Origin of the sequence: Bizionia sp. (assembly GCF_048259285.1) — a bacterium.
In the GTDB taxonomy this organism is placed as follows: Bacteria; Bacteroidota; Bacteroidia; order Flavobacteriales; family Flavobacteriaceae; genus Algorimicrobium; species Algorimicrobium hallyeonense.
Window position 1 is genome coordinate 40,865 of sequence record NZ_JBLXHU010000007.1, and the last position, 12,563, is coordinate 53,427.

A 12,563-nucleotide genomic window follows, 5' to 3' on the forward strand; every position below is an offset into this window, starting at 1 on the left:
ACATCTTATTTAATAGGTATCCAAATTTCCTCTTGGTTGTCAACACGCATTGGATTATAACCAGCTGGAAGTTTTTCAAAATGTGGTCTGTTATCTAATTGATATATTGAATTTGGCAACCATTCGTTATGGAGTTGTTGCCAAAATTCTATAAAATTGGACACAGAACCTTGAAATGGAAACACCAAAAAATCGCCTCCTGGAATAATTAACGATTCCATATTTTCTGGAATTGAATTTAGGTCTGATACGACAACACCTATCCACTTTTCAAAACGGGTTTCGGGCGTCATGGTTTTTATATCGAAGGTATTATACTTCTGAATAGAAAAACTATAGGTTCCAACCCGATTGGTAATTTCCTGTAATCGCGGCATAAATTGTCTTGCTAAACTCCCTGTTCCTTCGACATTGGTCAAGAAAGACAATTCGGATTTATTACCAATAATTAATATATCTTTGGTTGTTACTTTTTGGTAGTCCATTTTTTTAGCGTTTAGCGTGTTACTTCATGATATAATCGTGTCATTCAGAGCGCAATGGAAAATCTCATTATTATAGAAAAAAGTTGTTTCATTCATAGGTTTTTCCGCATGACATAGTTCATATTACTCATCAAAATGTCATTCAGAGCGTAGCGCAGAATCTCTTTTAAGATAACCACACTTTATACAGAAGCTATTAGTCTACTTTCGGCACCACGGAAGCAATTTCATTCAAAATCCATAAATAATCCTCACGACTATTTACAAAATCCCGATTGGAAATATCAATAATTTTCACGTTTAATTCCTCTTGATTTTTTAAGAAATTTAAATAGCCTGCATTAATTTTCTCCAGATAATCATCCTGAATATTTTGCTCATAATCACGTCCACGCTTTCTGATGTTTTCTTGAAGTCGCTGTGTATTTTGATAGAGATAAATATACAATTCAGGTTTGGCAATATCTTTATACATTAAATAAAACAAACGTCTATATAGCTTGAATTCATCTTCTGGAAGGGTGATTTTCGAAAAAATCAAGGATTTATAAATATCATAATCGCTAACTATAAAATCTTTAAATAAATCTAATTGCGATAAGTCGTCACTAATTTGCTGATATCTATCGGCTAGGAAACTCATTTCTAACGTAAATGCATACCGTTTAGCATCTTCATAAAACTTGGGCAAAAACGGATTATCGGCAAAACGCTCCAAAACCAATTTCGCATTAAAATCAGTTGAAATCATCGTGGCCAAACTCGTTTTTCCAGCACCTATATTTCCTTCAATAGCAATGTAATTATAGTTGGAAAGGTTATATTTTTTACTCGGGTTTTTTAACCAGATATTAATAGGTTCTATCGTACTTTTATCTTCGCAAATCTCCAATAGTTCAGCAATGGTTTTATGTAAGGTTGGGTGTTTTTCTTTTAAGGCAATATCATGCAATGGTTGCAATACAAAACGTCTGTTAGCCATTTGTGGATGCGGAACCATTAAAGTTGGGGTATGAATTATGGCGTCGTTATAAAGCAAGATATCCAAATCAATACTTCGGGATTCATAGGCTGCGTTTTCTGTCCGAACGCGTCCCATTTCTGTTTCTATCCGTTGTAAATCTTCCAAAACCGTTTCAACCGAATAATCGGTTTTAACAATGATACAGGTATTTAAAAAATCAGGGCCTTCAAAACCTAAAGCAGGTGTATTATAAACCTTAGCAATCATCTGCACCTTACCCACACGCTTGTAAATTACATCTACTGCGTCTTGCAAGTGCTTTAAACGGTCGCCTTGATTACTTCCTAATGATATGTAAACGGTGTTTGGTTGGGTCATAACAGATGCCAAAATAACTAAAAGAAATTCTAAAAGTTTAAAATTGCCACACCTTTTTATTCACAAAAATTCCTGATGTTAAAAGATTAGATGGGGACTGTAAATTTTTACGTCTCCAAACTCGCTTCACCATGTCAATTTTAATATGTATTGCGTCAATTTATATAGCAATAGGAATATGTTCTATTTAAATTTGGATGTATCTTTGTCCTAGCATGAATTATTTTTCAAGGCCAGCAAAAAAGCCACTATAAGTATTAAAATTATATTAAACTTTTGGTTTTCAGCAACCTTTCATATAATTTATACGTATATCCTTACAAACCCATCACTTAAAAATTTTTATGAAAAAAGTTTTCAAAATTATTGGAATTACACTACTCGTTATTATTCTATTACTGATAGCTATACCTTTTGTTTTCCAAGGAAAAATTAAGGACATTGTTAAGAACACCATTAATAACAATGTGAATGCCAACGTAGAGTTTAGCGATATTAATTTAAGCTTTATTAGAAGTTTTCCACAAGCTCAAGTAGATGTTAGCGATTTAGAAATTACCAATTTCGCACCTTTTAAAGATGAAAAATTAGCGTCTATCAAATCGATATCCTTAACCATGTCCATTAAGGAGCTTTTCAAAAAACCAAGCGATGGACCTGTAGTTATCAATAAATTTAATATTGATGAAGCTTTAATTGTCCTAAAAACGAATAAAATAGGGCAAACCAACTACGATATTGTGAAGGAGTCTGATAGTAAACAAGCAGATGTAGAACCCAGTAACAGTTTTACATTAGATGTGCAAGATTATAGCATTGACGATAGTGCATTAACTTATATAGACGAAGGAGCCAACACCATTTTTTATATTACAGAATTAAATCATTCTGGACAAGGTACATTTTCGGGAAATGTTTCGGAATTAGATACAAAAACGTCAGCTCGAGTTACGCTAAACATGGATAGCACCGAATATTTAAGTAATTACACCTTAAAATTAGACGCTATAATTGGTTTGGATTTACCGAACAACACATACACATTTAAGGAGAATAAAGCTTATATAAATGAATTGCCTTTGGAGTTTCAAGGTTACTTCAAACAATTAGAAGACGGTCAAGAATTAGACATTACTTTTGAAAATCCAGGCTCTGATTTTAAAGAATTTTTAGCCGTTATTCCTAAAACATATTCCAAAGACATTGCCAATGTAGAAACAACTGGTAATTTTAAATTAACCGGTCGTATAAACGGGTTGATTTCTGAAGAAACGGTTCCGCAAATGGACATAAATATCCTATCCAATAATGCGTCATTTAAATATCCGGAACTACCAAAACGTGTTGATAATATTAATATTAACACCAGCATTAAAAATACAACAGGAAAATCTGAAGATACATACGTAGACATTAGCACCTTAAATTTTAAAATAGATAATGACCAATTTAATGCATCTGGTACGTTACGAAATTTAACCGAAAACATGACGGTGAGCGCCTATATTGATGGTATTTTAAATCTGGCCAATATTACTAAAGCCTATCCCATTGAATTGGACAATGAATTAAGCGGGATTTTAAAAGCCAAGATTAATACGGCTTTTGATATGAACGCCATTGAAACCAACGCCTATCAACGCATAAAAAGTAATGGTAGCGTTCAGGTTAGTGACTTTGTATATGCTTCTGAAGATATTGTAAATCCTATTAATATTTCAAATGCAGATTTAACCTTTCAAACAGGCCTTGTAATGCTGAATAAATTTGAGGCTAAATCTGGTCAAAGTGATATAAATGCTACGGGAACAATTACCAATTTATTAGGTTTTCTTTTAAGTGACAAAAAACTACAAGGAAACTTTAATATGACATCAAACACCTTTAATATAAGCGACTTTATGGTGGCTGATGATGGTAAAGTGGAAGGTGAAACTAAAAAAACAACAGATGCTAGCGTTCCTCTTAAAATTCCAGCATTTTTAGATTGCACCATTAATGCTGATGTTAATACTGTAATTTATGACAACCTTACGCTGAAAAACACCAAAGGAAAACTAGCAATTAAGGATCAAGTAGCTACATTAAATAATTTAACAACCAATTTATTTGATGGTACTTTAGCCGTTTCAGGAGATGTTAACACCCAAAAAGATACACCCAATTTTAATTTAAAATTGAATGCCAATGCATTTGATATTACGGAGTCCTTCAACACACTAGATTTATTAAAAGCATTGGCTCCAATTGCCAAGATTTTTGAAGGAAAATTAAATACAAATATTGTATTAAATGGTAATTTAGATAGCTCGTTTTCACCTATTTTAAGTTCAGTTACGGGTAATGCTTTTGCGGAATTATTAGCGACAAAAACAAATATTGAAAGCAGTCCCTTATTAAATGCTTTAGATAATCAATTGAATTTTATAGATTTTGATAAATTAGATTTAAATGATTTAAAAACGAATTTAACGTTTGATGATGGTCAAGTAAATATTAAGCCTTTTATGCTAAAATATAAGGATATTGATATTGCCATTGGTGGAAGTCATGGATTTGATCAAACCATGAATTACGATTTGGCGTTTGATGTACCTGCAAAATATTTAGGAAGTGATATTAATCGCTTAATCGGAAAAATTAACGATCCCGAAGTCAACAAAATTAGCATTCCTGTAACAGCTAATATGAAAGGAACTTTTAAAAACCCTAAAATTTCGACTGATTTATCATCCAGTGTCACCAAGCTAACACAGCAATTAATTGAAATTGAAAAGAAAAAATTAATTAATCAAGGCACCGGTGCCATCAAAGATCTTTTAGGTGGGTTAGCAAGTGGTAACACATCAAGTTCTGGTGCAACACCAAAGGACAGTACAGCTGTTCAATCAGATTCCACGAATACAAACACACCATCAACCGAAACCGCTATTAAGAATATTTTGGGTGGTTTATTGAACAAGAATAAGAAGAAAAAAGACAGTATAAACTAAAGGGTTTTAGGAGAAAAATTGCCTTTTAATTAAATTTTAGAAAACATTCTAAAAATTGCAATAAAAGGATTACCTTAGCACCCATTAAATTTAAGAAAAATAATATGTTACGAATCGAAATTAAAGAAGGAGAAAATATAGAACGTGCTTTAAAGCGTTACAAGCGTAAGCATAGAAATGTAAAAGTAATGCAGAACTTAAGAGAGAAGCAATACTTTACAAAGCCTTCAGTAAAAAGAAGACGTGAGATTCAGAAAGCTGAATACATCCAAAACTTAAGAGATCAAGAAGATATTTAATTGTCTTTTTTAGATATATAAAAAAGCACGCATTTTTTATGCGTGCTTTTTTTTATGCCACAGAAAGTTTAACAACCAACCCTTCATTGGATCGGATATTGAAAACCGTATTATCTTCAAAAATAAGATACTGTCCTTTTACGCCTACTAGTTTCCCAGAGTAGGATTCACTTTTCACAATATTTAAACTTTTTGGTTTTACTGGATATTGATGCACCGGAAAGGTAATGTGCGTTTCGGCGTTATTAGCTATGTAATATTCTTTAGCTTCATCTGGAATATAGGCTTTCAATTTATCACGCCAGTCCACTAAATTTTCATCTTTCACATCGTTTTTAAGCATGTTGCGCCAATTGGTTTTATCGGCAACAAAATCTTTTAAAGCTACTTCTGTAATTCCTGCTAAATACCTATTTGGCACCTCAACAATTTCAATAGCCTCGTGTGCGCCTTGGTCTATCCATCGGGTTGGCACCTGACTTTTACGTGTAACACCAACTTTTACATTACTAGAGTTGGCTAAATACACAATATGTGGTTGTAATTGTACGCGTTTTTCATAATCTAAATCGCGTTCTTCCTGATCTAAATGTGCTTTGCTTAATTCAGGTTTTATAATCCAATCGGCTGCTTGAGGTATATCAAAAAAACAGCTTTTACAAAACCCTTGTCTATAAATTGGCTTATTTAAACCGCAACTTAAACATTGATAACCAACAAACTCCAACTGAATCGTTTTATCTAACAACTGATTGATATGGATGAAGTCGTTTTCAAAAATGAGGTAGTATTGAATTGGTTCGGTAAACTCCGTTGTCATTTTTGTTAAAACACCTTGGTAGGTCATAAAAAAAAGTATTATTTTTAGTTCATTAAATATACTGCAAATATGCCAATTCCTATTGTAAATTCTATTGCTTCTTGGTTTTTAAAAAAGCGATTTCATCAAATTGAATTGTTTTTAAAATACCCAAATGAGGTTCAAGAAGAACTACTTATGCAATTACTATATAAGGCAAAGGATACAGAATTTGGTAGAACACATGGTTTTGACTCTATAAAGAGCTATCAAACATTTGCAGACCGTGTTCCAATTTCTTCCTATGAGGAATACCAACCCATGATTGAACGGTCTCGTTTAGGTGAGAACAATATTTTTTGGCCACAACCTATTAAATGGTTTGCTAAATCCAGTGGAACAACCAATGCAAAAAGTAAATTTATTCCTGTGAGTGAAGATGCCTTGGAAAACTGTCATTATGCAGCGAGCAAGGATTTATTGTGCATGTATTTAAACAATAATGAAAACGCACAATTATTTACGGGAAAAAGTTTACGTTTAGGAGGTAGTAAAGAACTGTACAAAGAAAACGGAACCGTTTTTGGTGATTTGTCCGCTATATTAATTGACAATATGCCATTCTGGGCAGAATTTAGCAGCACACCTAGTAACAAGGTGTCTTTGATGAACAATTGGGAAGAAAAAATGCAGGCCATTGTTAATGAAACCATACAGGAAAATGTGACCAGTTTGGCTGGCGTACCGTCTTGGATGTTGGTTTTATTAAACAATGTTTTAGAAACAACTGGCAAAGACAATCTGCATGATATTTGGCCCAATTTAGAAGTTTATTTTCATGGAGGTGTTAGCTTCTTGCCTTATGTGGATCAATACAAGAAAATTTTACCAAAGACAGATTTTCGCTATTATGAAATTTACAATGCTTCGGAAGGATTTTTTGCCATTCAAGATCAAAACAAGTCTAGCGAATTACTATTAATGTTGGATTATGGCATCTTTTATGAATTTATTCCGATGGAAACCTACGGCACTAAAGACGAAAAAATAATTCCATTAAGTCAGGTGGAAATTGATAAAAATTATGCTGTAATTATTACTACCAACGCGGGACTTTGGCGATACAAAATTGGCGATACTATTCGGTTTACGTCCATTAACCCATATCGCATAAAAGTTTCTGGGAGAACCAAACACCATATAAATGCTTTTGGTGAAGAATTAATTATTGAAAACGCCGAAGATGCTTTAAAAAAGGTCTGCAAAAAAACAAAATCTGAAATTGTAGATTATACTGCTGCACCAATTTTTATGGATGGCAAAGAAAAAGGCGCACACGAATGGATTATTGAATTTAAAACACCACCGGAAAACATTCATTATTTTAATGAGTTATTTGATAATGCTTTAAAATCTTTAAACTCCGATTATGAAGCCAAGCGTTATAATAACATGACGCTTAATAAACCAACGATCCACATAGCACGTGAACGCCTATTTTACGACTGGCTAAAGGCCACTGACAAATTAGGCGGACAACATAAGGTACCCAGATTATCTAATACTAGAGACTACCTAGATGCGCTTTTAGAATTAAACAGGTAATACTTTTTATCCTAATTAATTGCAAAAAAAATACGATTAACGAATTTAGCAGTTGGTTTATCTAAAAATGAATCCTGTCTAGATTTTCTTACAGAAAAAGCACTAGTTTTACAGAGCTATTAATCACACAATGATTTGCACATAATGCCAAATTATTAATTGTAATCCAAAAACAACCAAAATAAAAAACCACGCAATTTGCGTGGTTTTTTTTTGTATTGGGTTCCGAATTAATTACGAAACCGCCTTCAATTTCTTGATAGTTGTTTTGCTTATTTTATCTTCGGCGTAGGCTTTGGTGACTTTCAATTCTTTTTCATCCGTTCCTGGCATTTCAAACATAGCATCTGTTAGGATTTCCTCACACAAGGAACGTAATCCACGAGCGCCTAATTTGTATTCTATTGCTTTTTCAACAATAAAATCTAGAGCACCATCGGTAATATGAAACTCAATATCATCCATACTAAACAACTTTTTATATTGCTTAATAATGGCATTTTTAGGTTCGGTTAAAATAGCCCGAAGCGTTTTAGCATCCAATGGATCCATGTATGTTAAAACGGGTAAACGACCAATAATTTCAGGAATTAACCCAAAGTCTTTTAAATCCTTTGGAATAATATATTGCAATAAGTGGTTATGGTCTACACGTTCATCAGACATGGACGCGCTGTAACCAACGGCTTGCATATTTAAACGTTTAGAAATAACTTTATCAATACCATCAAAAGCACCTCCTGCAATAAATAAAATATTTTCAGTATTAACTTCAATGAACTTTTGGTCTGGATGTTTACGCCCGCCTTTAGGCGGTACATTAACAACGGTACCTTCTAATAATTTTAAAAGCGCTTGTTGCACACCTTCACCTGAAACATCACGCGTTATAGATGGATTATCACTTTTACGCGCAATTTTATCTATTTCATCAATAAAAACAATTCCTTTTTCTGCCTTTTCTAAGTTGTAATCGGCAGCCTGTAACAAACGTGTTAAAATACTTTCAACATCTTCACCCACATAACCTGCTTCTGTTAAAACCGTAGCATCTACTATAGCCAATGGTACGTTTAACATTTTTGCAATGGTTTTTGCCATTAAGGTTTTACCCGTTCCCGTTTGCCCAACCATAATGATATTACTCTTTTGAATTTCAATATCATCATCCGTTGGTGCTTGTAACAATCGTTTATAGTGGTTATAAACCGCAACAGACATTACTTTTTTGGTGGTATCCTGACCAATAATATATTCGTCTAAGAATGTTTTAATTTTTTGTGGTTTGCGCAGTTTTAATTCCGCAGACAAATCGCTATTATCCGTTTGCTTAGATTCTTCAATTACGATACCATGCGCTTGTTCAATACAACGATCGCAGATATGGGCATCCAATCCAGCAATTAATAAACTTGTTTCTGGCTTTTTCCTACCACAAAATGAACATTCTAATTCTTCCTTTGCCATAAATTAATTAATTTCAATTATCAAATTCTCTCCATAATCCTGCAAAAAATGGATTATGGAAAGATGTATTATAAGGTATTAGCTACGAACCAATACTTCATCAATCATACCGTATTCTTTAGCTTTATCTGCTTTCATCCAGTAATCACGATCACTATCATGATAAATCTTGTCGTAATCCTGACCAGAATGCTTGCTAATAATTTTGTATAGTTCTTCTTTTAAGGTTAAAATCTCACGCGCTGTAATTTCAATATCACTTGCTTGACCTTGCGCTCCACCTAATGGTTGGTGAATCATGACACGTGAATGGGTTAAACCACTACGTTTTCCTTTTTCACCAGCACATAATAAAACCGCTCCCATAGAAGCTGCCATTCCTGTACAAATTGTGGCTACATCTGGCTTAATAAATTGCATAGTATCATAAATACCTAAACCAGCATAAACACCACCACCTGGTGAATTGATGTATATTTGTATATCTTTAGAAGAGTCAGTACTCTCTAAAAACAATAATTGTGCTTGAATAATATTGGCTACTTGATCATTAATTGCGGTTCCTAAAAAGATGATGCGATCCATCATTAATCGGGAAAAAACATCAAAAATAGCGATATTCATTTGACGTTCTTCAATAATATTAGGTGTTAAGTTTGTTGGGTACATATGACTAATAATTTTGTCGTAATACGTACTACTAATACCTTGATCTTTTATAGCGAATTTTTCAAATTCTTTTCCGTAATTCATTGTTTTTAAAAATTTTATAGGTTAAAATCCTGTATAAAAGCAGGAAGTGTATAGTCCCATTTTCTTAAATTAAAAATAATTTAAAAAAATAGGCGTTGAAGCTCTTTTTTCCAACGCCTAAATATAAGGATTTATTCTTTAAAACTTGGCAACTTATTTGTCTCCGTAAACTTCTTTAACAAAGTCTTCGTAAGTAATATCTTTTGTTTTAATGTTTGCCTTTTCTTTATAAAGCGCTAATAATTTCTGGCTGATAATTTGTTCAGAAATACGACGTGCTTCATCTTGGTTAGATAATACACGAGCCGCAATATCTTCTAGTTCTTTATCCGTAGGATTCATCTGACCGAATTGCGCCATTTGAGCCTTAATCATTTGCTTGGCATGATCTTTAATATCATCCATGCTTACTTTAATATTATTTTCAGTAATTAATTTACCTTCAATTAATTGGTAACGCAAGCTTTTTTCAGATTTAGCGTATTCTTCTTGCGCCTCAGCTTCTGTTAATTCTTTTTCACCTGCAGTTTGCATCCATTTTTGTAGGAATGTTGCTGGTAAATCGAATTTAGTATTTTCTACTAAATGCTCTGTAACATCATTTAGTAATTTTTGTTCTGATTGCTGCTTGAATTGCTTTTCAGCATCTTCTTTAATTTTTTCTTTTACATCTTCAATAGAAGTGGCTACACCTTCACCAAACAACTTATCAAATAACTCTTGGTTTAATTCAGCTAACTCACGCTCATTAATTTCGGTAATGGTAAAAGTCACTTCAATATCTAAACCGTGAATATCATCATGAGATACTTTTAATGCATGCATTAATTCGTGATCATCTGCATACAACCCTTTAGTTTTTAATGTAATAACATCGCCAACTTTAGCACCAATAAATTTCTTTTCGGTGGCTTTTCCTTTGAATTTATCGAGTGTTAATGTTACTGTGTTTTCTATTTCACGTTCTTCATTTTTGAAAACACCTGTAATTTCAGAATCTTTAGAAACCACATCAGATGCGATTAATTTTCCGTATTGCTTTTGCACATTTAAAATTTGATCATCAATCATTTTATCACCAGCAGTAATATTATAATCGATAATCGCTTTTTTAGGCGATAAGTTTACTTCAAATTCTGGAGCTAAACCTAATTCGAATTCAAATGATAATAGTTCAGCATCCCAATCCAAATTATCTTGTGCCTTTGGTAATGGATTACCTAAAACGTCTAATTTTTCTTCTGTTAAATATTTATTCAATGCATCTTGAAGTAATTTATTAACTTCATCAACCAATACGGCTTTACCATATTGCTTTTTAACCATTCCCATTGGTACGTGACCTTTTCTAAAACCAGGAATGTTAGCTGTTTTACGATAATCAGTTAATATTTTTTCAACTTTACCACTATAATCTTCTTTAGCGATATCGACTTTTACTACAGCATTTAATGCATCAATATTTTCTCTTGTAATATTCATTGTATTATGACATAAAAATTGGAGTGCAAAAATACTACTTTTTTACACTCCAACAAAGTATTTTAACGTATTGTCTTTCACCTGTTTATTTGTACTGATTTTCAGTGGGACTAACGGATTTCAATTCGTTTAAAATGTTAAAGAAAAACTCACTTCTACTCGTTATCTTGACCTAAAATACCGTAAAATATGGATTGTAAAATCGTTAATAGAATACTAAATAATAGAGCGGTCCAGAAACTGGAAACTGTAAATCCATTAATTAAACTATCGGCTAATAAGATCATTAAAGCGTTAATAACAAACAGGAATAAACCCAGAGTGATAATAGTTGCCGGCAAGGTTAAAAAGATTAAAATAGGTCTGACTATTAAATTTAGTAATCCTAAAACAATTGCTACAATTATAGCTGTTGTATAACTTTCTACTGCAATACCTGGTAACAATTTAGCTAACAATACAACTGTTACGGCTGTAATTAAAATTCTGATAATTAATTTCATAGTACGTGTTTTTTGGTGATTTGTTAAAATGCAACTTATTTAAGAAATGCCATCACAGCATCATAAAATTCTTCAGGATTTTCAGCATGTAACCAATGTCCTGCATTTGAAACTGTTATAATATCTGCTTTTGGAAAATGGGCGTGAATAATAGATTCGTCCTGATTACTGATATATTCAGATTTATCACCACGTAAAAACAAGGTGTCGCCTTCAAATTTAGCAGAAATTGGCAATGGTTCCCCTACTTCACCAACTTGGTCTGTTAAAACATCCATATTCATACGCAGCGCTAATTGTCCTTTTTCTTTCCAGTATAAATTTTTAAGTAAAAACATACGGGTTCCAACGTCTGAAACATACTTCGCTAAACTTTTATCGGCAGCGCCACGACTTTTTAATGTAGAAAAATCTAGCTGACTTAACCCATTTAAAATGGCATCATGATGCACGGGATAAAAACGCGGTGAAATATCCGCTATCAATAATTTAGAAACCAACTCAGGAAACTGGGTTGCAAAAAGCATAGCTGTTTTTCCACCCATAGAATGCCCTAAAAGCACAATGTCTGAAAGTTGATGTGCATCACAATAATGCTTTAAATCGGCTGATAATGTTTCATAACTAAAATCAGCATCATGAAAACTTCTACCATGGTTTCGTTGATCTACCAAATGAACTTGATAGCCTTGTTCCGCAAATTGGTTACCCAAAGTTTTCCAATTATCACCCATACCCAAAAAGCCATGGAGAATAATAAAGGGTTTCCCTTCACCTAATATATTGGAATATAATTTTTTACTGTCTTTCACGAATTTGAAATTTGCTTAATTTA

At 32.9% G+C, this 12,563-nt stretch carries 11 protein-coding genes; 3 read left to right on the forward strand and 8 right to left on the reverse strand.

The genetic code is table 11. The features are described 5' to 3' along the window. Positions 1-5: 5 nt before the first annotated feature. Complete coding sequence (locus ACN0QX_RS05350) at positions 6-485, reverse strand: GyrI-like domain-containing protein (RefSeq protein WP_417195802.1); 480 nt, start codon at positions 483-485, stop codon at positions 6-8. Positions 486-681: 196 nt separating this feature from the next. Continuing rightward, positions 682-1,827, reverse strand: coding sequence for a 2-amino-4-hydroxy-6-hydroxymethyldihydropteridine diphosphokinase (folK, locus tag ACN0QX_RS05355; protein ID WP_248400705.1), 1,146 nt, complete (start codon positions 1,825-1,827; stop codon positions 682-684). A gap of 344 nt (positions 1,828-2,171) precedes the next feature. Between folK and ACN0QX_RS05360 the strand changes: the two genes are divergently transcribed. Together ACN0QX_RS05360 and rpsU are read left to right on the forward strand one after the other, a co-directional pair. After that, positions 2,172-4,820 (forward strand): AsmA-like C-terminal region-containing protein, encoded by a 2,649-nt coding sequence (locus ACN0QX_RS05360; RefSeq protein ID WP_417195803.1) that lies wholly within the window; start codon positions 2,172-2,174, stop codon positions 4,818-4,820. A 104-nt stretch (positions 4,821-4,924) separates the two neighbouring features. Further along, on the forward strand, positions 4,925-5,119 hold the full coding sequence (rpsU, locus tag ACN0QX_RS05365; RefSeq protein ID WP_066248272.1) for a 30S ribosomal protein S21: 195 nt from the start codon (positions 4,925-4,927) through the stop codon (positions 5,117-5,119). 52 nt (positions 5,120-5,171) lie between these two features. On the opposite strand, the gene ACN0QX_RS05370 is transcribed toward rpsU, so the two are convergent. Next, positions 5,172-5,966 (reverse strand): DUF2797 domain-containing protein, encoded by a 795-nt coding sequence (locus ACN0QX_RS05370; RefSeq protein ID WP_248397695.1) that lies wholly within the window; start codon positions 5,964-5,966, stop codon positions 5,172-5,174. Between the two features lie 42 nt (positions 5,967-6,008). Between ACN0QX_RS05370 and ACN0QX_RS05375 the strand changes: the two genes are divergently transcribed. Further along, positions 6,009-7,523: a GH3 auxin-responsive promoter family protein gene (locus ACN0QX_RS05375; RefSeq protein WP_417195804.1), complete on the forward strand. Its 1,515-nt coding sequence runs from the start codon at positions 6,009-6,011 to the stop codon at positions 7,521-7,523. A gap of 234 nt (positions 7,524-7,757) precedes the next feature. On the opposite strand, the gene clpX is transcribed toward ACN0QX_RS05375, so the two are convergent. The 5 genes from clpX to ACN0QX_RS05400 form a co-directional block, all read right to left on the reverse strand. Beyond that, positions 7,758-8,990, reverse strand: coding sequence for an ATP-dependent Clp protease ATP-binding subunit ClpX (clpX, locus tag ACN0QX_RS05380; protein ID WP_248397691.1), 1,233 nt, complete (start codon positions 8,988-8,990; stop codon positions 7,758-7,760). Between the two features lie 78 nt (positions 8,991-9,068). After that, positions 9,069-9,743, reverse strand: a complete 675-nt coding sequence (clpP, locus tag ACN0QX_RS05385) for an ATP-dependent Clp endopeptidase proteolytic subunit ClpP (protein WP_248397689.1) — start codon at positions 9,741-9,743, stop codon at positions 9,069-9,071. Positions 9,744-9,896: 153 nt separating this feature from the next. After that, entirely contained in the window at positions 9,897-11,225 is a 1,329-nt protein-coding gene (gene tig, locus ACN0QX_RS05390) for a trigger factor (RefSeq protein ID WP_248397687.1), read from the reverse strand. A 155-nt stretch (positions 11,226-11,380) separates the two neighbouring features. Then, on the reverse strand, positions 11,381-11,728 hold the full coding sequence (locus tag ACN0QX_RS05395) for a phage holin family protein (protein ID WP_417195805.1): 348 nt from the start codon (positions 11,726-11,728) through the stop codon (positions 11,381-11,383). 35 nt (positions 11,729-11,763) lie between these two features. After that, the gene (locus ACN0QX_RS05400; RefSeq protein WP_417195806.1) at positions 11,764-12,540 is read right to left on the reverse strand and encodes an alpha/beta fold hydrolase; all 777 of its coding nucleotides are present in this window, start codon (positions 12,538-12,540) and stop codon (positions 11,764-11,766) included. Between the last annotated feature and the right edge of the window lie 23 nt (positions 12,541-12,563).

Excerpts from the sequence above, each read along its gene's own strand:
- ACN0QX_RS05350 (WP_417195802.1), bottom strand. The coding sequence starts at position 485 with ATGGACTACCAAAAAGTAACAACCAAAGATATATTAATTATTGGTAAT.
- folK (WP_248400705.1), bottom strand. The coding sequence starts at position 1,827 with ATGACCCAACCAAACACCGTTTACATATCATTAGGAAGTAATCAAGGC.
- ACN0QX_RS05360 (WP_417195803.1), top strand. The coding sequence starts at position 2,172 with ATGAAAAAAGTTTTCAAAATTATTGGAATTACACTACTCGTTATTATT.
- rpsU (WP_066248272.1), top strand. The coding sequence starts at position 4,925 with ATGTTACGAATCGAAATTAAAGAAGGAGAAAATATAGAACGTGCTTTA.
- ACN0QX_RS05370 (WP_248397695.1), bottom strand. The coding sequence starts at position 5,966 with ATGACCTACCAAGGTGTTTTAACAAAAATGACAACGGAGTTTACCGAA.
- ACN0QX_RS05375 (WP_417195804.1), top strand. The coding sequence starts at position 6,009 with ATGCCAATTCCTATTGTAAATTCTATTGCTTCTTGGTTTTTAAAAAAG.
- clpX (WP_248397691.1), bottom strand. The coding sequence starts at position 8,990 with ATGGCAAAGGAAGAATTAGAATGTTCATTTTGTGGTAGGAAAAAGCCA.
- clpP (WP_248397689.1), bottom strand. The coding sequence starts at position 9,743 with ATGAATTACGGAAAAGAATTTGAAAAATTCGCTATAAAAGATCAAGGT.
- tig (WP_248397687.1), bottom strand. The coding sequence starts at position 11,225 with ATGAATATTACAAGAGAAAATATTGATGCATTAAATGCTGTAGTAAAA.
- ACN0QX_RS05395 (WP_417195805.1), bottom strand. The coding sequence starts at position 11,728 with ATGAAATTAATTATCAGAATTTTAATTACAGCCGTAACAGTTGTATTG.